The sequence below is a fragment of the Virgisporangium aliadipatigenens genome (genome assembly GCF_016863615.1).
GTDB classification, from domain to species: Bacteria; Actinomycetota; Actinomycetes; order Mycobacteriales; family Micromonosporaceae; genus Virgisporangium; species Virgisporangium aliadipatigenens.
The window spans coordinates 78,507-100,736 of record NZ_BOPF01000031.1; the positions used below are offsets into that span (position 1 = coordinate 78,507).

Here is a 22,230-nt window from a genome sequence, read left to right on the forward strand (position 1 = left end):
GTGGCGACTCGGGAGCGCTCCCATGAGCGTTGCCCCTCGCCCCTTACGTGTCAATGGCGGTATGTTGGGCGCAACCCACGGGAGTCCGGTGCGACCGGGCTGAGAGGGGGGCTGTGAGCCCCCGACCGTCGAACCTGATCCGGATCATGCCGGCGCAGGGAGGAGCCTCGCATGAAACATGTCGGCCGGTTGCACCTCGTGACCGACGCGCGCCCGGGCCGGGACGTCCTGGCCACCGTCGCCGCGGCCGTCGCGGGCGGCGTCGACACCGTCCAGGTCCGGGTCGAGGACGACCTCACCGACCGCCTCGCGTACGAGCTCGCCGAGTCCGTGCTCCGGCTGTGCCGCGACGCCGGGGTGACCTGCCTGGTCAACGACCGCCTCGACGTCGCGCTCGCCGTCGGCGCCGACGGTGCGCACGTGGGCGCCGACGACCTTCCGGTAGCCGCCGCCCGCCGCGTCCTCGGCCCCGACGCGATCCTCGGCGCGACCGCCCGCGACCCGGTCGTCGCGCGCCGGGCAGTCGCCGACGGCGCCACCTATCTGGGCGTCGGCCCGGCCTACGCCACGTCCACCAAGGCCGGCCTCCCGGACGCGATCGGCCCGGCCGGGGTGGCCGCGGTCGCCGGTGCCGTGTCGGTCCCGGTGATCGCCATCGCCGGTGTCACGGTGGAGCGGATCCCGGCACTGCTCGCCGCCGGCGCCCACGGCGTGGCGGTGGTCGGCGCGATCTGCGCCGCCGGCGACCCGGCCGCCGCCGCGCTCGCCCTCCGCGCGGAGCTTCCCGCATGAGGCCCGGGCCCGCGCCCACGCCCGCGGGGCGCGCGGCGACGCCCGCGCCGATCTTGCAGTTGTGGCGCCCGGGGTGTCCGGTTATGACCTGCGGTGTCCCAGCCACAAGTGCAAGATCGGCGGGGTGGGTGGCGTGACGATGCGGGTGGCGGTTGTCGGGGGTGGGGTCGTCGGGCTCGCCGTCGCGTGGCGGCTGGCCGCCGCCGGGGACCAGGTCACCGTGTACGACCCGGCGCCGGGGTCCGGGGCCACGGGCGTCGCCGCGGGCATGCTGGCGCCGGTGGGGGAGTCGCGGTTCGGGGAGGAGCCGATGCACCGGCTGCTGCTCGCCGGGGCCGACCGCTGGCCGGCGTTCGCCGCCGCGCTCACCGAGGCGACCGGCCACGACCTCGGATACCGCGACGAGGGCACCCTGCTCGTCGCGCTGACCGACGACGACCTGCGCACCGTGGCCCGCCTCGCCGACTTCCACCGGCGCGCGGGGCTGACCGTCGAGCCGCTGCGCGCCGCCGACCTGCGCGAACGCGAGCCGTTGCTGGCGCCGCGCGTCCGCGGGGGTGCGTTCGTCGCGCAGGACCGGCAGGTCGACCCGCGCCGGCTCGCCGTGGCGCTGCGGATCGCCGCGGAGAAGGCCGGCGCCGCGTTCGTCGGCGACCCGGTGACCCGACTGTCCGATGTGGACGGTGCCGACGCGACCGTGGTGGCGGCCGGCTGCGGCAGCGCGGTGCTCGTTCCGGGGTTGCCCGTGCGGCCGGTCAAGGGGCAGGTGCTCCGGCTGCGGGCCACCGGGGACGCGCCGCCGCTGCGGCACGTTCTGCGGGGCCACGCCGCCAACCGGTCGGTGTACGTGGTGCCCCGGCGGGACGGCGAGATCGTCGTCGGCGCCACCGAGGAGGAACGCGGCACCGACGTTCAGGTCACCGCGGGCGGCGTGCTCGACCTGCTGCGGCCGGCCGTCGACCTGGTGCCGGGCCTCGCCGAGTACGCGCTCGTCGAGACCGCCGCCGGCAGCCGCCCCGGAACGCCCGACAACGCGCCGATCGTCGGGCGGCTCCGCGCGGGTGTGCTCGTCGCCACGGGGCACTACCGCGACGGCGTCCTCCTCGCCCCGATCACCGCCGACGCCGTCGCCGCGATGGTTCGCGGGGAGGCGCCGCCGGACGAGTTCCGGCCGTTCGGCCCCGACCGCTTCCCGGGAGTGTCCACATGAGACTGATCGTCAACGGGCAACACCGCGACATCGCGGAGCACGCCACCGTCGCCGACCTGGTCGGGGAGATGGCACCCGACGCCGCGCGGGGGATCGCCGTCGCCGTCAACGCCGAGGTGGTGCCGCGCGCGGAGTGGGCCGGCACGGCGCTGCGCGACGAGGACAGCGTCGAGGTGCTCACGGCGGTGCAGGGTGGCTGACGCGTTCGTGGTCGCCGGCGAGGAACTGCCGTCGCGGCTCATTCTCGGCACCGGCGGGGCGGCCAGCCTCAAGGCCCTGGAGGAGGCGATCGTCGCCAGCGGCACCGCGCTCGTCACGGTGGCCCTGCGCCGCATCGACCCCAACGCACAGGGGTCGGTCGTGGACGTCATCGACCGGTGCGGAGTGCGCGTGCTGCCCAACACCGCCGGCTGCTACACGGCCACCGAGGCGGTGCGGCTGGCGCACCTGGCGCGGGAGGCGTTCGACACGCCGTGGGTGAAGCTGGAGGTCATCGGCGACGAGGACACCCTCCTGCCGGACCCGATCGAGACCGTGGCCGCCGCGGCCCGGCTGGTCGAGGACGGGTTCGTGGTGCTGCCGTACACCACGGACGACCCGATCGTGGCGCGCCGGCTCGCCGACGCCGGGTGCGCGGCGGTGATGCCGCTGGGCTCGCCGATCGGTTCGGGGCTGGGGATCCGCAACCCGCACAACATCGCGCTGATCCGCCAGGCGGTGAGCATCCCGGTGGTGCTCGACGCCGGCATCGGCACCGCCTCCGACGCGGCCCTCGCGATGGAACTCGGCTGCGACGCCGTGCTGCTCGCCTCCGCCGTAACGCGGGCGGAGCACCCGGCGCGGATGGCCGAGGCGATGCGGCTGGCCGTGCAGGGCGGCCGGCTGGCCTATCGCTCCGGGCGCATTCCGAAGCGGGACAACGCATTGGCGTCGAGCCCCTTCGAGGGACTGCCGGCGTGGTGATCGTCTACACCGACCGGCGGCTCGTGGGAGAACGTGACCTGGCCGCACTGGCGGTGTCCGTGGTGGCGGGTGGCGCTTCCCGGGTAGTTCTCCGGGAAAAGGACCTCGACACCACGGAACGGGAGGCGCTCGCGGACCGGCTGCGCGCGGAGATCGGGGATCTGCTGTTGGTGTCCGATGTGGACGGTGCGCACCGGGACGCGGCGGGGACGGTGGTCGGTCGGGCGGCCCACTCCCCGGCGGAACTGGCCGCGGCCGCCGGCGCGGAGTACGCGACGCTGTCGCCGGTCTACGCCACGGCCAGCAAGCCCGGCTACGGGCCGGCGCTCGGGCTCGACACGCTGCGCCGCTGGTGCGCGGAGGCGCCCGTGCCGGTGTACGCGCTGGGCGGCATCGACACGCCGGCGCGGGCGGCCGAGTGCGTGCGGGCCGGCGCCGACGGGGTGGCGGTCATGGGAGTGGCGATGCGGGCGGCCGATCCGTCCACAGTGGTCAGTGCGCTCAAGGAGGCGGTATGGAACAGCCGGTCGTCGCGTTGACGGTCGCCGGATCGGACTCCGGCGGGGGAGCCGGTGTCCAGGCGGACCTGAAGGCGTTCGCGATGTGCGGGGTCTTCGGCGCGAGCGTCTTCACGGCGCTCACCGCGCAGAACACCATGGGCGTGAAGGGGATCCACGCGGTGCCGCGCGACTTCGTCGCCGCACAGCTCGACGCGGTCCTCGCCGACCTGCCCGTCGGCGCGGTCAAGACCGGGATGCTGGCCAGTGCGTCCACGGTGGAACTGGTCGCCGAGTACGCGCCCCGCCTGCCCAACCTGGTGGTGGATCCGGTGCTGGTGGCCTCCAGCGGCGACCGCCTCTTCACCGACAGCGTCGAACAGGCCTATCTGACGGCGCTCTTCCCGCACGCGGCCGTCATCACCCCGAACATGCGCGAGGCGTCGGTACTCACCGGCCGCGAGGTGTCCACAGTGGACGACATGCGCGCCGCCGCCGAACGCCTCGGCGAGACCGGCGCGAAGTGCGTGGTGGTGAAGGGCGGCCACCTGAGTGACTCGTCGGCCGTCGACGTCGTCTGGCGCGACGGCACTGTCGACCTGGTCGAGGCCCCCTGGGTGGAGACCCGCAACAACCACGGCACCGGGTGCACCTTCGCCGCGGTGACCGCCGCGCGCCTCGCCAGGGGCGCGGACCCGAAGTCGGCCATTTTCGGTGCCAAGGCCTACGTGCACGAGGCGATCCGCGCGTCCGCGGACTGGCGTCTCGGCGGCGGCCACGGCCCGCTCGGATGGAAGCCCATGCCCTGAACACCTGAAAGGTGGTCTCGTGCGGAACAAGGTGTACGTCACCGGCTCACGTCCCGACCTGCGGGTCCCGTTCGCGGAGGTGCCGCTCAGCGACGGCTCCGCACCGGTGCGGCTCTACGACACGTCCGGCCCCGCGACCCCGTCACCCGTCCGCCGCGCCTGGATCGACGAGCGCGGCCCCGGCACGAACGTCACCCAACTGCACTACGCGCGGCGCGGCATCACGACCCCGGAGATGGAGTTCGCCGCGATCCGCGAGGGACTGCCGCCGGCGCTGGTCCGGGAGGAGATCGCCGCCGGGCGGGCGATCCTGCCGGCGAACGTCAACCACCCGGAGAGCGAACCGATGGTCATCGGCTCCCGCTTCCTGGTGAAGGTGAACGCCAACATCGGCACCTCGGCCGTGACGTCCACAGTGGACGAAGAGGTGGCGAAGCTGACCTGGGCCACCCGGTGGGGCGCCGACACGGTGATGGACCTGTCGACCGGCAGGCGCATCCGCGAGACGCGCGAGGCGATCCTGCGCCACTCCGCGGTCCCGATCGGCACCGTGCCGCTCTACGAGGCCCTGGAGAAGGTCGGCGGCGATCCGGTGAAGCTGTCCTGGGAGGTCTTCCGGGACACCGTGATCGAACAGGCCGAGCAGGGCGTCGACTACATGACCGTGCACGCCGGGGTGCGCCTGGCGCACGTTCCCCTCGCCGCCGAACGGATCACCGGGATCGTGTCACGCGGCGGTTCGATCATGGCGGCGTGGTGCCTCGCGCATCACGAGGAGAGCTTCCTCTACACGCACTTCGCCGAACTGTGCGAGATCTTCGCGCGGTACGACGTGTCGTTCTCGCTCGGCGACGGGCTGCGTCCGGGCTCGGTCGCCGACGCCAACGACGCCGCTCAGTTCGCCGAACTGCGCACCCTCGGCGAACTGACGTCGATCGCGTGGGAGCACGACGTGCAGGTGATGATCGAGGGGCCGGGGCACGTCCCGATGCACAAGATCAAGGAGAACGTCGACCTCCAGCAGGAGTGGTGCCACGAGGCGCCGTTCTACACACTGGGACCCTTGACCACGGACATCGCGCCCGCGTACGACCACATCACGTCGGCGATCGGGGCGGCGATGATCGCGATGTACGGCACCGCGATGCTCTGCTACGTCACGCCCAAGGAACACCTCGGCCTGCCGGACCGGGACGACGTCAAGGCCGGCGTGATCGCCTACAAGATCGCGGCGCACGCGGCCGACCTGGCGAAGGGCCATCCGACGGCGCGGGAGTGGGACGACGCGCTGAGCCGGGCGCGGTTCGAGTTCCGCTGGGAGGACCAGTTCAACCTCTCGCTCGACCCGGAGACGGCGCGGGCGTACCACGACGAGACGCTGCCGGCGGCGCCCGCGAAGACGGCCCACTTCTGCTCGATGTGCGGGCCGAAGTTCTGTTCGATGCGGATCAGTCACGAGCTGAAGGAGTACGCGGCGCAGGGGATGGCCGCGAAGTCGGAGGAGTTCGTGGCGTCCGGGGGAAAGGTGTACCTCCCGGTGGTCCCGCGGTAGATCGGCGCGCGCCGGGCCTGCGGTCGCGGGCCGCCGCGGGCCGGGCGCACCGATAAGCTCCCTGCGTGGAGCGAACCAACAGCGTGCTCTGGACCGTGCTGCGCCAGGAGCTCGACCGGGCCGCGCGGCCGCTGGCGATCGTGGACGTGGGCGGGGGGACCGGCGGGTTCGCCGTGCCGCTCGCCCGCGCCGGGCACCGGGTGACCGTGGTGGACGCCAGCCCGGACGCGCTCGCGGCGTTCACGCGGCGGGCCGCGGAGTCCGCCGTCGCCGGTGCGGTGACCGCCGTCCAGGGCGACATCGAGACCCTCGGCGAGGTCGTGCCCGCCGAGAGCGCCGACCTGGTGCTCTGCCACAGCCTGCTGGAGGTCGTCGACGACCCCGCGGCGGCCGTGAAGTCCCTCGCGACCGCGCTGCGCCCGGGCGGGGCGGCGAGCGTGCTCGTCGCCAACCGTGCCGCCGCGGTGCTGGCCCGTGCCGTGGCCGGCAACCTCGACGCCGCGCACGCCGTGCTCACCGACCCCGCCGGGTGCGCGGGGCCGACCGACCGGTTGCGGCGGCGGTTCGACCCGGCGTCGGCGCAGGCTCTCCTCGTGGCCGCCGGCCTCACGGTCGAACAGGTGCACGGGGTGCGCGTGATCACCGACCTGCTGCCCGGGGTGGTGCTCGACAGCGAGCCGGCGGCGCTGGCCGCGTTCGAGGCGGTCGCGTCGACGCTGCCGCCCTACCGGGACGTCGCCGGGCAGCTGCACCTCCTGGCCCGCAGGTGAACTTCTACGCGTCCGGCTCGCTGGCGGACGTCCTGCCGAGCGCGCTGGCCGTGCTCGGGGTGCCGGGATCGCCGGATCCGCTCGGGCTGGCCGCCGGGTTGGAAGGGGTCAACCGGGTCGCCGTTCTGCTCGTCGACGGGCTCGGTTGGCTCCAGCTGCCGGCGACCGCGGCGTTCGCGCCGACGCTCGCCGGGTTCGCGTCCGCGCCGAGTTCTCGCGGGCTGACCTCGGCCTTTCCGTCCACCACGCCGGTCAGCCTGGTCACCGCCGGCACCGGTGTGCCGCCCGGGGCGCACGGCATCCTGGGCTTCAACCTGCGCGTTCCCGACACCGGCACCGTGCTCAACCACCTGCGCTGGACCGACGAACCCGACCCGGCCCGATGGCAGCCGGTGCCGACGGTGTTCAGCCGCGCGGCGGCGGCCGGGATCGCGGCCAGCGTGGTGACCCGGCCGGAGTTCGCCGGCAGCGGGCTGACCGTCGCCGCGTACCGGGGAGCGCACTTCCGCGGGGCGTCGCACGTCGACGGGCTGGTCACCGAGATGCTGGGCGCGCTGGGCGGCACCGAACGGGCCCTCGTGTACGGCTACCACCCCGACGTCGACCGGGCCGGGCATCAGTTCGGGGTCGACTCGCCGCAGTGGCGCGCCGCCGTCATCGAGGTCGACGACCTGCTGCGCCGCCTCGCCGAACACCTCCCGCCCGACGCGGCGCTCCTCGTGACGGCCGATCACGGGCAGGTCGACGTGCCGGCCGGGCGGCGGTTCGACCTCGACGCCGATCCGCGGCTGCGGGCCGGGGTGGCGCAGGTGGCCGGGGAGGCGCGGCTGCGCTACCTGCACACCGTGCCCGGGGCGCGGGACGACGTGCTCGCCGCCTGGCGGGAGATCCTCGGCCCGGCCGCGGAGGTGGTCACCCGGGAGGAGGCCGTCGCCGCCGGCTGGTACGGCCCGGTGGACCCGGCCCACCGCGAACGCCTCGGCGACGTCGTGGCCGCCTGCCGGGACGACTACGTGGTGCTGGCGACCGCCACGGAGCCGGACACGGTCACCCGGATGGTGGCCTTCCACGGCTCCTACACGCCCGTCGAGATGTCCATCCCGCTGCTCGTGATCCGATAAATGTCGGACCCTGCAGTTAGCCTGCGGGCGTGGGGCGTAGTCAGGTGGTGCCGCGGGGCGGCGGTGACGAGGGGTTCGGCGCGGACGCCGACGACACCGGCTGCACGATCCTGCACGTCGACATGGACGCGTTCTACTGCTCCGTCGAGGTACGGCGCCGTCCCGAGCTGCGCGGCCGGCCGCTGATCGTCGGAGGCGCGGGCCCGCGCGGGGTCGTGTCGTCGGCGAGCTACGAGGCGCGGGAGTTCGGGGTGCGAAGCGCCATGCCGGGGGCCCGGGCCCGGGCGCTCTGCCCGCAGGCGGTCTTCCTGCCGCCCGACTTCGACGCGTACACGGAGGCGTCGCGTGCCGTCATGGAGATCTTCCGCGACGTGACGCCGCTCGTGGAGCCGCTCTCGCTGGACGAGGCGTTCCTCGACGTGGCGGGTGCGGTCCGGCTGCTCGGGCGGCCCGCCGCCATCGCCGCCGCCATCCGCCGCCGGGTGCGGGAGGAGCAGCGGCTGGTGTGCTCCGTCGGGGTGGCGCCGACGAAGTTCATGGCGAAGCTGGGCTCGACCCGGGCGAAGCCCGACGGCCTGGTCGTCATCCCGGCCGCGCGGGTGCTGGAGTACCTGCACCCGTTGCCGGTCGGCGCGCTGTGGGGAGTCGGCGAGCGGACCGAGGAGCAGCTGCACCGCATGGGCCTGCGCACCGTGCGTGACGTGGCGGAGGCGCCACCAGGGCTGCTGCGGCGCGCGGTGGGTGAGGCGGCGACCGCACACCTGGGCGCCCTCGCGCGGGGGCATGATCCACGGCGGGTCGAGCCGGTTCAGGCGGAGAAGTCGATCGGGGCGGAGACGACGTTCGACACCGACGTCGCCGACCCGGACACCATCCGGCGTACGCTCCTCGGTCTGTCCGGAAAGACGGCCGGACGGTTACGTCGGGCCGGTCAGGCGGGTCGGACGGTCAGCCTCAAGGTCAGGCTCGCCGACTTCCGCACGCTCAGCCGGTCCCGCACCCTGGGCGGTCCGACCGACGTGAGCCGGGAGATCTTCGAGACCGCGTGGGCGCTCTTCGAGGCGCTGGCACCCGGCGATCGGATCCGGCTGCTGGGTGTCCGGATGGAGGGGCTGAGCGTGGCGGGTACCACGCCCAAGCAGCTCAGCCTGGGTGAGTCCGAGGTCGGCTGGCGCGAGGCAGAGCTGGCCGCCGATGCCGCCGCGGCCCGGTTCGGTGCCGGCGCGGTGCGCCCGGCGAGCCTCCTCAACCAGGAGCGACGACCCGCCGCGGGGCCGCCGTCGCGGATCGATCACGCTGACCCTGCGTAGTCTTAAGGTCGACCGTCGGGTTCCGGCGATCGGCCACGGGCGTGCGAGCCCGCAGTATGATCACAGAAAATCGGCACGGAGGGACCATCGTCCCGCTTTCCGACCCGCTGGACCGCTCGTAGACTTGCACATACGCAGCCGAACGGCTGTGACGGTCCCGTCGGTCCGCCCGGGCCGATCGCCGAAGACCGGGGAGGAGTGCCGTGCCGCTCTCGGAGCATGAGCAGCGGCTGTTCGAGCAGATCGAGCGGTCGCTTGCCGAGGATCCTAAGTTCGCCTCGGCGGTGCGTGCCAGCGACCCGCGCTTTCATGCACGGCGCCGCATTCTGGCCGCTGCTGTCCTTCTTCTCGGCGGCCTCGGATTGCTCATCTACGGAGTCATGGGCAATACGCCGCTACTGGGCGTAGCCGGATTCGTCGTGATGCTCGGCGCAGTCGCGTTCGGGATGCAGTCCTACCGTCGCGGTCAGTCGACCGATCTGCGCTCGGTGGGTGGCACCGCCACTCGCCGGACCCGCAGTGGACGGCGTAGTTCGTTCATCGACCGCCTGGAAGACCGATGGCGGCGTCGTCCCGAGGGTGACCTCTGACGTAGCCCGCCAGATCGACCGCCGGAGCCGTGTACGCGGCCCCGGCGTTTCGCTTTGTCCCGACCCGGCAGCTTTGCGCCGCTCCCCGTCCCCGCCGTGCGCGGCGATGCCCCCGCCGTGCGCGGGCGATGCCCCGCCGATCTTGCAGCTATGGTGCCTGAATCGGACGTGTCGGGGCGCATTTGTCGCAGCCACAACTGCAAGATCGGCGCTGACGCGGCCGAGTCAACGAGAGCGCCGCCCGGCCGCGTCGGCGGCCGAACGGCGCTCGTCGGTGCTGAGGCTCAGCGGCTGCCGGGGCGCTTGTCGGCCGGCCGTCGGCTGAGCAGTCGCCTCGGGTTGACGGTGCGCAGGGCCGCGTCGCGGCGGACCGCCACGGCGTTCACCGCCGACGTGTAGCCGGTCGACGTCCGGGCCCGCCATCGCATGATCACCGAAGGCGGGAAGAACGTCGCCATCAGCCGCGTCCGGGTCGAGACCCTGCCGCGCAGCGCGCTGCGCACCTCACGCAGGGCCGGCGCCAGGTCGGTGCCGGTCAGTGGCTCGCGGGCGTAGCGCGCGCGTTCCTCCGCCCGGCCGAGCAGCGTCGCCCCGTCGGCCGCGGTAGTGGCGAGCGAACGCTCCCGGATCAGCCGCGCCGCGGTCACCCGTGGCGTCTCGGTCGCATCGACCGGAACCCGGTAGTCGATCATCGTGTCGATCAGTTCGTCCCAGGCGGCGTGTGCCTCCCGGCGCGAACGCCTCCCCGGCGTGCCCGACACCTCGATGCCCCCGCTGTCGACCCGCGCGGCGGACGGGCTGCCCACGGTGGCGGCCGCCGAACGCCAACGACGTCGCCGGTCGATCGCCCGCCGCACCGCCGGCAGCACCAGCACGATGAGCGCCACGGCCACCGCGATCAGCACGTACACCAGCCAGTTCGACTTCTCCTGCAACTGCTCGGGCGTGGTGGTGGCGGCTCCGTCGTCGCCCTCGCCGAAGCGCTGGTCGCCGGTGGCGGCCGAGCCGGAAGGCCCGGGCGCGGGGCCCGCCGCGCCGTTCTCACCCGGTGCGGTGGCCGGTTGGGACGCCTGGTTGGGGTCGGGAGCCCACGCGCTGGGCACGGTCCCTTCGACGAACGACGCCGGCGTGGCGTCGAACGGCACCCAGCCGAAGCCCTCGAAGTACACCTCGGTCCAGGCGTGCAGGTTCTTGTTCTGCAGCGTGTACGTGCCGGTGTTGGTGCTGTTGCCGCGGGTGAACCCGAACGCCACCCGGGCCGGGAAGCCGGCGGCGCGCACCAGCCAGCCCATCGCCGCGGCGTACTGCTCGCAGTAGCCCTTCTTGTTGGTCAGGAAGTCCACGATGGCGGAGCCGCTGTTGCCGGCCGTCGTCTGGGTGGTGTACTCGAAGCCGTTCTTGCCGTTGGTGAAGTACTCAAAGATCGCCCGGACCTTGTCGTACTGGTTGGTCTTGCCGGCGGTCAGTTCGGCGGCCTTCTCCTTGACCGGGCCCAGCTCCGGCTGCGGCAACGTGCGGAACGCCTGCTGCGGGCTGTTCTCCGGGAGGGCGGCGGCGGTGCGCAGCGCCTCCGGCGTGAACTCCTGGCGCGTGTAGTCGAACTCGTACCTCTTGTTCTTCGACGAGGTACGCGTCGAGTAGAGCACGTTGGAGCGCCGGTCGAACTGCCACTGCCTGGCGTCGAGCCCCTCGACCTTCGTCGGCGTCTCGAAGATCGGCAGGAACGAGGCGTCGAACGTGATGATCTCGACCGCGGCGTGGAAGTTGAGGTTCTTCACGCCGGCCGGCGCGGCGGGCAGGGGCTTCAGGTCGTTGAGCGGCGTGCCGGTGCCCCAGGCGCGGTTGACGAAGCCGTTGGCGCGCAGGTCCTCGGCCACCCCGAACCGGACGTAGAACGGCGCCGGGTCGTTGGTCGTCACCTTGATCATGTTGTAGATCTTGTCCCGCTCCAGCGTGCCGGAGAGGATCGAGAAGAGGTTGACCTGCCCGGACCGGCCGCCGCCGCCATTGCCCGGCCCGTTGCCGCCGGTGCCGACGCCCGAGCCGAACCGGTCGAGCAGGCCGGTCGTCATGCCGGGCAGCGCCATGGGCAGGAGCACCGCCCCGATCACGCCGATGACGGCCAGCCGGCGTCCGGCGGCGGCCAGCGGCGACGGTTCCCACACGTCGACGTCGCGCCCGTCGCCGGTGAACCGCCGCCCGAACCGGCGCACCCGGTCCACGTTGTCCGTGGCGAGCAGCCACAGGAAGGCGGCGGCGGTGGCGATGAACGACAGGAAGTTGACGCTCTCGCTGTTGGTGCCCACGGCGACGATGTAGATCGCGACCATCGGCAGCCCGGCGATGGCCGGCCGGCGGGCCACCACCGCCGCGATGTCGACGGAGATCAGCACCGCCCCGATGCCGAACGCCGCCAGGAACAGCAGCCCGCGTTCGTCGTCGACCGGCACGCCGCTGTCCCGGATGGCGATCCCGGCCTCTTCGAGCAGGCTGTTGAAGCCGGTGAACGTGGCCGGCGTCGGGATCACCCCGAGCAGCGCGTTGTTGCCGAAGATCAGGGTCAGCGCGACGGCGTAGGTGACGAACATGCCCACGGTCGGTGCCCACATCGGCGCGCGCACGGTGCGCAGGAGCACCGCGACGCCGGTCATCAGGCCGACCGTGATGATCACGCCGACGATCCACGTCCACCGCTCGAACACGGTCGCCAGCGGCAGCGCCGCGAGGATGGTCGCGCCTGCCGCCACGAGCGTGATGTGCCTTCGCTGAGTCATTGCTTCCCGCTCAGTCCCGGGACGGCGCCGAAGATGCCGCCTTCCCTCGTCATCTGTGTCCCGCGCAGCGGCAGCCGGCCGCCGGAGGCGGCGTCTTCCCTCGTCGCTGCGCTCCTCAGTCCAGACTCCGCCGCGGCCGGCCGTCGCGCGCTCGATGCGCTCTCCGGTCCAGGCGGCATCGCGCCGCCCCGTGACACGCTCATGAAATCCCTCCCGCAACCGTTTCCGCCATCGCGGCGCGCCAGGTGAACCCGCGCGATCCGCGGGCCACCTCGGGCCACATCGCGGGCAGCTTGGCCCCGTGCGGCACGCCGATGACCCGCCAGCCGCTGCGCAGCAGCGCGAGCGCGGAGACGCCGTGTGCCCGGTCGGCCTCCTCGCGGGCCGCGGTGGCGAGGTTGAGCCAGGTGCTGCTGTCGATCAGCAGTGCCACGCAGGTGGCGCCGTTGCCGCGCAGGGCGGCGAGGAGTTCGGCCTCGGCGGGGGTGAGCGTGCCGAAGACGCCGATGATGAGGCCGCCGTCGGTGCGGTGGCGGACCCGTTCGACCAGGCGGGCGACGTCTCCCTGCTGGGTGAGCTTCACGTCCGCCAGGTGGTCGAGCAGGATGCCCTCGCCGCCGCCCTCGGCCGCGTCGACGTCGATCCCGGAGTCGGTGACGAGGCGCAGCTTGTAGCCGTTGTGCCGCAGGTGCAGGGCGATGCTGGCGGCCGCGGAGACGGCCCACTCGAACGACGCCGTGGGCCCCTCGCCGCGGTGCGCGCCGAGGCGGGTGTCGAGGACGACGGTGGCCCGGCTCTCCCAGGGCTGTTCCTCGCGGCGGACCATGAGCTCGCCGGTGCGTGCCGTCGAACGCCAGTGCACCCGGCGCAGGTCGTCGCCGTAGCGGTACTCCCGGGTCGCCGCGTCGTCCTCACCGTGCACGGCGACCGAACGGGCCCGGCTCTCCCCGGCGCCCGCGTACTCGCCGGCGAGGCGGATCGACGGCAGCGGAACGACCTGCGGGATGACGGTCAGCTTGTCCACCGAGGGGAACGCCCGCACCAGTTCGCACAGCCCGAACGGGTCGGTGAGGCGCACGACCAGCGGCCCCACCTCGTACCGCCCGCGCACGTCGGCGCGCACCGTGTACGCCACCGAACTGGCCTGGTGCGGCCCGAGCCGTTCGAGCACGAGCCGGGGCCGGCTGCCCAGGGCGTACGGCAGCTTGTCCTCCAGCAGCATGGTGCCGGTGGGCAGCCGGGACAGGTTCTGCAACCGCAGCACCACCCGCGAACTGGCACCGACCTGCACCCGGTGCGGCTGAAGCGTCCGGCTGCACGCCAGCTTGTACCGGGTGCGCCCCACGTAGCTGGCCGCCAGCAGCGGCAGCGCGCCGAGGAGGATGCCGACCCGCAGCAGGTCCTTCTCGCCGAAGATCAGTGCGGCGAAGGCGAACACGATCGCCGCGCCGAAGAACCACCGCCCCCGGGTGGTCAGGCCGCGCAGCGCCTCGCGCATGCTCAGTAACCCCGCCGGTCGTACGGGTTGGTGGGGTTGGCCTGCTGCGGCCGCTGCCGGGTGTCGTAGGGCGAACGCTGCCGGTCGGTGGGCAGCGGCAGCCGGGTGATGATGTCGGCCAGGATCTGGTCGGTGGTGCGGCGCGCGAGCTGCGCCTCCGCGGTCGGGATGATCCGGTGCGCGAGCACCGGCACGGCCAGCGACTGGAGATCGTCGGGGAGCACGTAGTCGCGGCCGTCGAGGGCGGCGACGACGCGGGCGGTGCGCAGCATCTGGAGCGTGGAGCGCGGCGAGGCGCCGAGGCGCAGGTCGGGCGCCTCGCGGGTGGCCGTCACGAGGCCGACCGCGTACTGCTTGACCATGTCGGCGACGTGTACGTCACGGACGGTGGCGATGAGCCGCCGCACGATCGTGGCGTCGGCGACCGGGCGCATGTCCTGCAGCGGGTCGTGGGCGCCGTGCGCGTCGAGCATCGCCAGCTCGGCGGCGGGGTCGGGGTAGCCCATGGCGATTCGGGCGGTGAACCGGTCGCGCTGCGCCTCGGGCAGCGGGTAGGTCCCCTCCATCTCGATCGGGTTCTGGGTGGCGATCACCATGAACGGCGTCTGCAGCGGGTACGTGACGCCGTCGACCGTGACCTGCCGCTCCTCCATGCACTCCAGCAGGGCGGACTGGGTCTTGGGCGAGGCACGGTTGATCTCGTCGCCGACGACGATGTTGGCGAACACCGCACCCGGCTTGAACTCGAAGTCGCGGCTCTCCTGGTTGTAGACGCTCACGCCGGTGACGTCGCTGGGCAGCAGGTCCGGTGTGAACTGGATGCGTCGCACGGAACAGTCGATCGACCGGGCGAGGGCCTTGGCGAGCTTGGTCTTGCCGACGCCCGGCACGTCCTCGATGAGCAGGTGGCCCTCGGCGAGCATGACCGCGAGGGCGAGCCGAACGGTGGCCGTCTTGCCTTCGATGACCTGCTCGATGTTGCCGACGACGGCGTCCGTGATCGACCGGAACTCGGCTGCTGTCAGCGGACTGCCCAGGTCGTCGTACATGCGCTGTGTGGTCAACGGGTCTCCTCGTCCTGCGGGCACGACCGACTACAAGAGTCGCTGGCGGGCCGTCGGGTTGCCCGGACCCGGGAAAAATCGTCGTGGGTAGATCGTGCCTGCCTACGGGCCGCCGGCGTGTCTCACAGGTTAACCGTCGACGTCCCGTTGTGCCGACTGGCCAAATCACAACGAATTCGGACGAACGGACAATCAGGTCACGGTTTTGTCAAGATCGATCGTGATCTGATGTCCGAGTGGCCCCTGTTGCTCACGGTGAGTGCCCGTGACATGCAATTATCCGTTCGGTCGAGACTGATCGACTGATCGTTATCGCCTCAGGACTTGCCGTATTCGTAGCGCGATGTAGCGTGGCAGCGGCGGATAGTTCAACCCGTTCAATCCCTGGCCGGAGAGAACGAGCGGTGTCATAGCGGAAAAGCCCTAGTTCAGGGAGCTGCTGTGCCCGAGATAGAGGATTGCCTGCGCCGAGTCATGGCGATCCGGGGCGCCCTAGGCGCCAGGCTCATCGACCACGTCAGCGGCACCACGGTCGCCGCTGCCGGCACGCCCGCCGAGAGCGGGCACGACATCGACGCGCCGGGACCCGTGGAGGTCGTCCGGACAGCCGTCGGCAGCGCCGCGTTCGCGCCACCCGCGCGTCCCGGCCACCTCGAGGACATCGTGATCACGGCGTCCAACGGCTACCACGTGCTGCACTTCGTGGTCACGCCGCGGGACGCGCGGCTCGTCCTCTACGTGCGCCTCGACCGCACCGTCGGGAATCTCGCGATCACCCAGCACTCGCTGCGCGCCATCGGGCGTTCGCTCGTCTCCGCCTGAGCACCGCACATCCGCGCGGCGCTCACGCGTCCACCACTGTCACGAGAGGTCCCCTCGGCGTGCCCACGTCTGCCTTGCCGCCCCGGTTCAGCTCTGTGCTGGAACCGTGGTGCGCGGTCGGTGCCACCGGAGCGCTGCGCGCCGTGGACCCGCCCGGCGGTGCGGTGTTCCTGGTGGACGGCCGGCTGGTGTACGCCGAGAGCCCGCACGCCGTCGGCGTCGACCGGCTGCTCACCGCGTCCGGCCGGCTGCCCGCCGAGACCTGGCGCGCCGCGCTCGCCGCCGGGCGGGGCAACCGGCGGGTCGGCGACATCCTGGTCGAGCAGGAGCACCTGACCGGCGCCGAACTGGAGCTGGTCACCAGCGCGGCCCTGCTCGACGCCGCGCTGTTCCTGTTCGACGCGACCGTGCCGGCGCAGTTCGAGGCCGGTGCGGGGCATCTCATCGGGACCGGCTGCGCGCTGGAGTTCCACGACGTCTGCCAGGAACTGGACCGCCGCCGGCGGCTGCTCGACGGCGCCTGGCCGGACCCGGAGATCGACACCGTCCCGGTGGTCCCCGCGCGGCGGCTCGCGGGACACCACGTGGGGCTCACGGCCGTTCAATGGGAGATCGTCGCCAACGCCGATCGCCGGCGCACCCCCGGCGACCTGGCCCGGCTCCTCGGCCGGGAGACGTTCGTGATGCGGCTGGAGGTCCGGCGGCTCGCCCAGGCCGGCCTCGTCACGGCGAACCCGCCGGCCAACCAGACCGCGACCGGGACGGCCACCGTGCCGCGACAGGCCGCCGCGGCGGAGGCGACGACCGCCACCAGGGCCCGCGGCCGCGCGGTCACCGTTCCCGTCGGCGACGCCGAGACCACGGGACGGCGCCGCCGGCGGGCCCCCGAACCACCGCCGACCCAGGGGGAACCACCGTCCGGCCGGAGCGGCGCAGGCGTACCGCCGCCCGGCCGGACGGCCCCTGACAAGCCGGCCGAACGTGAGGAGGTACCGCGTCGTGCGCCCCCTGACGACGTTCCCCCGCTGCTCCCGAGAAGGACGGACGTGGAACGGCCCTGGGCGGCCGCGCCCGCCGAGGGGCCCGAGCCTGACCCGGCCGGGTACTCGACCGGAACGCTGATGCGGATCCGGCGCGCATTGGACGCCCTGCGATGAGGGCGGCGCTCTTCGGACGGCCCGAGATGGTGTGGCTGCGGCGGTTCGTCCGCACCGGGAGGAGACATGTGGTGGGCATCGAGCGTGAGGTGCTGGTGGAGATCCGGCACCTGCGGGAACGGCTGCCCTACGTGACCGGCGTGGTCGTCGCCAGCGTCGACGGGCTGCTCGTCGCGCACGACGTCACGGTCGACCGGCCGGACGGCACGTCGGTCGGCGTCGACCCCGAGACGATGGCCGCGATGTCGGCCGCCTATCTCGGGCTGGCGCAACAACTCGCCCGCGGCGCGGCCTACGGCGACTTCCAGGAGACCGTCACCCGGGCGGTGGACGGCTACGTCGCCACCTTCGCCGCCGGGACGGCCGCACTGCTGACGGTGCTGGCCAACGCGGAGATCAACCTCGGCCTGTTGCACCACGAGGCCCGCCCGGTGGCGCACCGGGTGGGCGCGCTCGTCGGGCCGTAGGACCGCGCAGAAGGAACAGAGAACCAGAACCCCCGAGATACCAGGAGGATCCCATGGCGGACATGGACATGGCACTGAAGGAAGCGATGCAGATCGACGGCGCCGTCGGTGTCGCACTCGTCGACTACACCAGCGGAATGGCGCTGGGCACGCTCGGCAGCAGCAAGGACCTGGACCTGACGGTCGCCGCCGCCGGCAACACGGACGTGGTCCGGGCCAAGATGCGCACGATGGAGATGCTCAAGCTCAAGGAAGACATCGAGGACATCCTCATCACGCTGGGCACCCAGTACCACCTGATCCGGCCGCTGAAGAGCCGGAGCGGACAGGGGCTGTTCCTCTACCTCGCGCTGCTGCGCAGCCGCGCCAACCTGGCGCTGGCCCGCCACCAGCTCAAGAAGGTCGAGGAAGATCTGCAGATGTAGCACGGACGGGCCCGCCGGCGAGGTAATGCGCACGTCGGCCGGCGGGCCCCTCATGTAACATGTGCTCCATGGTCCGGGCATTCCGACTCCTTACCCGCGCCGTGCCGACGCGATAGACATCCGTCCGCACGGCGGCCCCTCCTGAGCGAGGGGCTTTTTTGTGCCCGGAATCCGTTGACTTTCTTCGAGGTGGCAGCCATGAGTGAGGCAGAGGCCGACATCCCGCCGTTCCGGTACACGGCGGCGATGGCCGGTGAGATCGAGACGCGTTGGCAGAACTACTGGGACGAGCACGGCACGTTCCACGCGCCTAACCCGTCCGGCCCGCTCAGCGATCCGGACCACCCGCGCGCCGGTGCTCCCAAGCTGTACGTGATGGACATGTTCCCGTACCCGTCGGGGCAGGGGCTGCACGTCGGCCACCCGCTGGGGTACATCGGCACCGACAGCTACACCCGCTACGCCCGCATGGTCGGCTACAACGTCCTGCACCCGATGGGCTTCGACGCGTTCGGCCTGCCGGCCGAGCAGTACGCGGTGCAGACCGGCACCCACCCGCGCAAGACCACCGAGGAGAACGTCGAGCGCTACCGCGCGCAGCTGCGCCGCCTGGGCATGGCGTACGACAACCGGCGCACCCTGGCGACGACCGACGTCGAGTACTACCGCTGGACCCAGTGGATCTTCCTGCAGATCTTCAACTCCTGGTACGACCCCGAGCACAAGCGCGCCCGGCCGATCAGCGCACTGGTGCTGGAGTACGAGAAGGGCGACCGCGTCACGCCGGACAACCGCGCGTGGGAGGACCTGACCGACGTCGAACGCCGCGAGATCATCGACGCGCACCGCCTGGCGTACGTCTCCGAGGCGCCGGTCAACTGGTGCCCCGGCCTGGGCACCGTGCTGGCCAACGAGGAGGTCACGCCGGACGGGCGCAGCGAACGCGGCAACTACCCCGTCTTCAAGCGCAGCCTGAAGCAGTGGATGATGCGCATCACCGCCTACGGCGACCGGCTGCTGGAGGACCTGGACGGGCTGGACTGGCCCGACAAGGTCAAGGCGATGCAGCGCAACTGGATCGGCCGTTCGACGGGTGCGCACATCGGCTTCCCGACCGCGGCCGGCCCGATCCACGTCTTCACCACCCGGCCGGACACCATCTTCGGCGCCACCTACGCGGTTCTGGCGCCGGAGCACGCCCTGGTCGACGAGCTGGTCCCGGAGCAGTGGCCGGCGGGCGTCAATCCACTGTGGACGGGCGGGCACGCCACGCCGGCCGAGGCGGTCGCCGCCTACCGGGCCGAGGCCGCCGCGCGCACCGACGCCGAACGCACGTCCGAGTCCAAGGAGAAGACCGGCGTCTTCATCGGGGTGTACGCCACCAACCCGGTCAACGACGCCCGCATCCCGGTGTTCATCGCCGACTACGTGCTGGCCGGCTACGGCACCGGCGCGATCATGGCCGTTCCCGGCCAGGACGAACGCGACTGGGAGTTCGCCGAGGTCTTCGAGCTGCCGATCATCCGGACCGTGCAGCCGCCCGAGGGCTTCGACGGCAAGGCGTACTCCGGTGACGGCCCGGCCATCAACAGCGCGTTCCTGGACGGGCTGAACGTCGACGACGCCAAGGCCGAGATCATCTCCTGGCTGGAGGAGCACAACTACGGCTACGGCGCGACGACGTACCGGCTGCGCGACTGGCTGTTCAGCCGGCAGCGGTACTGGGGCGAGCCGTTCCCGATCGTGTACGACGAGTCAGGGCTGCCGGTGGCGATCCCCGAGGACATGCTGCCCGTGGAGCTGCCGGAGGTCGACGACTTCTCGCCGCGGCTGTTCGACCCGGACGACGCCGACACCGAACCGGAGACGCCGCTGTCGCGCAAGTCCGACTGGGTCAACGTGACGCTGGACCTGGGCGACGGGCCGAAGCAGTACAGGCGCGAGACGAACACGATGCCGCAGTGGGCCGGTTCGTGCTGGTACGAGCTGCGCTACCTGGACCCGCGCGACGAGTCGTCCATGGTGGACATCGACAACGAGCGCTACTGGATGGGGCCGCAGACCGAGGGCGACCCCGGCGGCGTGGACCTGTACGTCGGCGGGGTCGAGCACGCGGTGCTGCACCTGCTGTACGCCCGGTTCTGGCACAAGGTGCTGTACGACCTGGGCTACATCTCCAGCAGCGAGCCGTTCCGCAAGCTGTTCAACCAGGGGTACATCCAGGCGTACGCCTACCGGGACGGCCGCGGCCTGATCGTGCCGGCCGAGGAGGTCGAGGAGCGCGACGGCGGCTTCTTCCACAACGGCGTTCCGGTCTTCCAGGAGTACGGGAAGATGGGCAAGGGCCTGAAGAACGTCGTCACCCCGGACGAGATGTGCGAGGTGTACGGCGCGGACACGTTCCGGGTGTACGAGATGTCGATGGGGCCGCTGGACGTGTCCCGCCCGTGGGCGACCCGCGCGGTGGTCGGCTCCCAGCGGTTCCTGCAGCGGCTGTGGCGGCTGGTCGTCGACGAGCAGACCGGGGAGTCCCGGGTCGTCGACGAGGAGACCGACGCCGAGACGCGGCGGCTGCTGCACCGGGTGATCGCCGGTGTCCGCGGCGACATGGAGGACCTGCACTTCAACACGGCCATCGCGAAGCTGATCGAGCTGACCAACCGGGCCACGCAGGTGGCGCCGTCGCGTGAGGTGATCGAGCCGCTGGTGCTGATGACGTCGCCGTTCGCGCCGCACCTGGCCGAGGAGCTGTGGCGGAAGCTGGGCCACGAGGGGTCGATCGCCTACGTGGACTTCCCGACGCCGGACGAGTCGCAGCTGGTCGCCGAGTCGGTCACCTACCCGGTCCAGGTCAACGGCAAGGTCCGTGCCCGGGTCGAGGTCCCGGCCGACGCTTCGGAAGAGGACGTCCGCGCGGCGGCCCTGGAAGCGGTCGCCTCGTCCCTGGGGGGCAAGGAGCCGCGCAAGGTGATCGTCGTCGCCGGTCGCATGGTGAGTGTGGTTGTTTAAAGGCGTATGAGCGAGGCCCCGCCGGGTTCGTCCGGCGGGGCCTTCGTGCTTCAGAAGGCTTCTACTTTCGCGCGTCCGTCGTGGGCGCGACCGGACGCTCCCGCGCGCACCGCTCCGGGTCGATCCGCCTCCGGCGTGATCGACCGCTGCGCTGCCGGCTCCGCGTGCAGAGGTCCGGGTTGCCGCCCGCCCACCGCCGTGAACTCACACCCGTGTGAGTTCACGGCGAACGTGTGTGAGCTCAGGGAGGTCAACTAGCCGGAAAACAGCTCTGAGCTCACACACGTTCGGCGGTTCTTTCCACAGTGTGGGATCCGCTCCGGGGCGATCCGCTCGCAGGATCGACCGCTGCGCTGCCGGCTCCGCGTCTCCTTTTCCATCGCGCTTGACAACCGGAGCGTTGTTCCGGATATTAAGCGGATCGCCGTTCCGTTTTGGTCGGCAGAGAAGGAGCAGCGCGATCCATGATGAGTACAGCCACCGCCCCGGTCCTCTCCTACAGCCCGTTGGCGCTCTCCGTGCCGGGGCGGCCGGTCGACCTCGAGGTGCGGGTCACGGCCCCCGAGACCGGGACCGCCCTGCCCGTGGTCCTGTTCTCCCACGGCCACGGCCCGTCGAACAACCTCTCCTCGCTGAACGGCTACGCACCGCTGGTAAACCGCTGGGCGGCGGACGGATTCGTCGTCGTCCAGCCCACCCACCTCACCTCCAGGACGTTGGCCCACCTGGTGGCCGACGCGCCCGGGGCGCCGTATTTCTGGCGTTCGCGCGCCGAGGACATGTCGCACATCCTCGACCGGCTGGACGTGATCGAGAACGTCGTGCCGCTGCTCGCCGGCCGGATCGACCGCACCAGGGTCGCCGTCGCCGGGCACTCCTTCGGCGGCTTCACCGCGAGCCTCCTGCTCGGTGCCCGGGTCACGGACCCCGACACCGGCGAGGAGGTGCGCCTCGTCGAGCCCCGGATCACGGCGGGCGTACTGCTGGCCGCGCCGGGCCGGGGCGATGTGATCAACGGGCCCATGGGCGGCGCGCTGCCGGTCTTCAGGTCCCTCGACTTCACCACGATGACCGCACCGGCGCTGGTCGTCGCCGGCGACGAGGACGACTCCCGACACTTCACCGACATGGGGCCGGCCTGGCACGCCGATCCCTACACCCTGGGCCCGGGCCCCAAGTCCCTGCTCACCCTCTTCGGTGCGGGGCACGCACTCGGCGGGATCCCCGGCTACGACGTCGCCGAGACCACCGACGAGAACCCCGCGCGGGTGGCCGCCGTCGCGCGTCTCACCGCGGCCTATCTGCGGAGCGCGCTGCACCCCGGCGACGGCGCCTGGCCGGCGGCGTGCGACGCGCTCGCGAACGACGTCGACCCGGTCGGCCGGGTCGACGCCAAATAG

The 22,230-nt window shown here is 72.2% G+C and carries 20 protein-coding genes and 1 riboswitch; of the genes, 17 read left to right on the top strand and 3 right to left on the bottom strand.

The genetic code is table 11. The features are described 5' to 3' along the window. Window positions 1–67: 67 nt before the first annotated feature. Window positions 68–178, top strand: a riboswitch (TPP riboswitch). The 11 genes from thiE to Val02_RS33800 all read left to right on the top strand — a co-directional run bounded on the left by thiE (window position 172) and on the right by Val02_RS33800 (window position 9,614). Further along, a complete protein-coding gene (thiE, locus tag Val02_RS33750) occupies window positions 172–792 on the top strand; it encodes a thiamine phosphate synthase (protein ID WP_203903327.1) in 621 nt (206 codons plus the stop codon). Its footprint overlaps the riboswitch before it by 7 nt. A 139-nt stretch (window positions 793–931) precedes the next feature. Then, window positions 932–2,002 (top strand): glycine oxidase ThiO, encoded by a 1,071-nt coding sequence (gene thiO / locus Val02_RS33755; RefSeq protein WP_203903380.1) that lies wholly within the window; start codon window positions 932–934, stop codon window positions 2,000–2,002. Further along, window positions 1,999–2,202 carry a sulfur carrier protein ThiS gene (thiS, locus tag Val02_RS33760; RefSeq protein WP_203903328.1) on the top strand — a complete coding sequence of 68 codons (204 nt, stop codon included), beginning with the start codon at window positions 1,999–2,001 and terminating at the stop codon, window positions 2,200–2,202. Before thiO ends, thiS begins: the two co-directional genes overlap by 4 nt. Next, window positions 2,195–2,965, top strand: a complete 771-nt coding sequence (locus Val02_RS33765; RefSeq protein WP_203903329.1) for a thiazole synthase — start codon at window positions 2,195–2,197, stop codon at window positions 2,963–2,965. Before thiS ends, Val02_RS33765 begins: the two co-directional genes overlap by 8 nt. Then, window positions 2,959–3,504: a thiamine phosphate synthase gene (locus Val02_RS33770; protein WP_239153537.1), complete on the top strand. Its 546-nt coding sequence runs from the start codon at window positions 2,959–2,961 to the stop codon at window positions 3,502–3,504. The genes Val02_RS33765 and Val02_RS33770 overlap by 7 nt, the downstream gene beginning before the upstream one ends. After that, window positions 3,480–4,271, top strand: coding sequence for a bifunctional hydroxymethylpyrimidine kinase/phosphomethylpyrimidine kinase (thiD, locus tag Val02_RS33775; protein ID WP_203903330.1), 792 nt, complete (start codon window positions 3,480–3,482; stop codon window positions 4,269–4,271). Before Val02_RS33770 ends, thiD begins: the two co-directional genes overlap by 25 nt. Window positions 4,272–4,290: 19 nt before the next feature. Further along, window positions 4,291–5,823, top strand: coding sequence for a phosphomethylpyrimidine synthase ThiC (gene thiC, locus Val02_RS33780; RefSeq protein ID WP_203903331.1), 1,533 nt, complete (start codon window positions 4,291–4,293; stop codon window positions 5,821–5,823). A 65-nt stretch (window positions 5,824–5,888) separates the two neighbouring features. Then, window positions 5,889–6,593 (top strand): class I SAM-dependent methyltransferase, encoded by a 705-nt coding sequence (locus Val02_RS33785; RefSeq protein WP_203903332.1) that lies wholly within the window; start codon window positions 5,889–5,891, stop codon window positions 6,591–6,593. Beyond that, window positions 6,590–7,714 (top strand): alkaline phosphatase family protein, encoded by a 1,125-nt coding sequence (locus Val02_RS33790; RefSeq protein ID WP_203903333.1) that lies wholly within the window; start codon window positions 6,590–6,592, stop codon window positions 7,712–7,714. Before Val02_RS33785 ends, Val02_RS33790 begins: the two co-directional genes overlap by 4 nt. Before the next feature lie 29 nt (window positions 7,715–7,743). Continuing rightward, entirely contained in the window at window positions 7,744–9,024 is a 1,281-nt protein-coding gene (locus tag Val02_RS33795; RefSeq protein ID WP_203903334.1) for a DNA polymerase IV, read from the top strand. 203 nt (window positions 9,025–9,227) lie between these two features. Beyond that, window positions 9,228–9,614, top strand: a complete 387-nt coding sequence (locus tag Val02_RS33800; protein WP_203903335.1) for an SCO2097 family morphological protein — start codon at window positions 9,228–9,230, stop codon at window positions 9,612–9,614. A 284-nt stretch (window positions 9,615–9,898) separates the two neighbouring features. Here Val02_RS33800 and Val02_RS33805 read toward each other — a convergent pair whose 3' ends face one another. From Val02_RS33805 to Val02_RS33815, 3 genes are all read right to left on the bottom strand, one after another. Beyond that, on the bottom strand, window positions 9,899–12,388 hold the full coding sequence (locus Val02_RS33805) for a transglutaminase TgpA family protein (RefSeq protein WP_203903336.1): 2,490 nt from the start codon (window positions 12,386–12,388) through the stop codon (window positions 9,899–9,901). 199 nt (window positions 12,389–12,587) lie between these two features. Beyond that, window positions 12,588–13,886 carry a DUF58 domain-containing protein gene (locus Val02_RS33810; protein WP_203903337.1) on the bottom strand — a complete coding sequence of 433 codons (1,299 nt, stop codon included), beginning with the start codon at window positions 13,884–13,886 and terminating at the stop codon, window positions 12,588–12,590. A gap of 2 nt (window positions 13,887–13,888) precedes the next feature. Next, complete coding sequence (locus Val02_RS33815) at window positions 13,889–14,935, bottom strand: AAA family ATPase (protein ID WP_203903382.1); 1,047 nt, start codon at window positions 14,933–14,935, stop codon at window positions 13,889–13,891. A gap of 456 nt (window positions 14,936–15,391) precedes the next feature. Between Val02_RS33815 and Val02_RS33820 the strand changes: the two genes are divergently transcribed. The 6 genes from Val02_RS33820 (at window position 15,392) to Val02_RS33845 (ending at window position 22,230) form a co-directional block, all read left to right on the top strand. After that, window positions 15,392–15,772, top strand: a complete 381-nt coding sequence (locus tag Val02_RS33820) for a hypothetical protein (RefSeq protein WP_203903338.1) — start codon at window positions 15,392–15,394, stop codon at window positions 15,770–15,772. 95 nt (window positions 15,773–15,867) lie between these two features. Beyond that, on the top strand, window positions 15,868–16,929 hold the full coding sequence (locus Val02_RS33825) for an ADAM 12 protein (RefSeq protein WP_203903339.1): 1,062 nt from the start codon (window positions 15,868–15,870) through the stop codon (window positions 16,927–16,929). A 71-nt stretch (window positions 16,930–17,000) separates the two neighbouring features. Next, entirely contained in the window at window positions 17,001–17,396 is a 396-nt protein-coding gene (locus tag Val02_RS33830; protein ID WP_239153538.1) for a roadblock/LC7 domain-containing protein, read from the top strand. Window positions 17,397–17,449: 53 nt separating this feature from the next. After that, window positions 17,450–17,821 (top strand): hypothetical protein, encoded by a 372-nt coding sequence (locus Val02_RS33835; protein WP_203903340.1) that lies wholly within the window; start codon window positions 17,450–17,452, stop codon window positions 17,819–17,821. 198 nt (window positions 17,822–18,019) lie between these two features. Continuing rightward, window positions 18,020–20,830 carry a leucine--tRNA ligase gene (gene leuS, locus Val02_RS33840; RefSeq protein ID WP_203903341.1) on the top strand — a complete coding sequence of 937 codons (2,811 nt, stop codon included), beginning with the start codon at window positions 18,020–18,022 and terminating at the stop codon, window positions 20,828–20,830. Window positions 20,831–21,294: 464 nt separating this feature from the next. Beyond that, window positions 21,295–22,230, top strand: coding sequence for an alpha/beta hydrolase family protein (locus Val02_RS33845; RefSeq protein WP_203903342.1), 936 nt, complete (start codon window positions 21,295–21,297; stop codon window positions 22,228–22,230).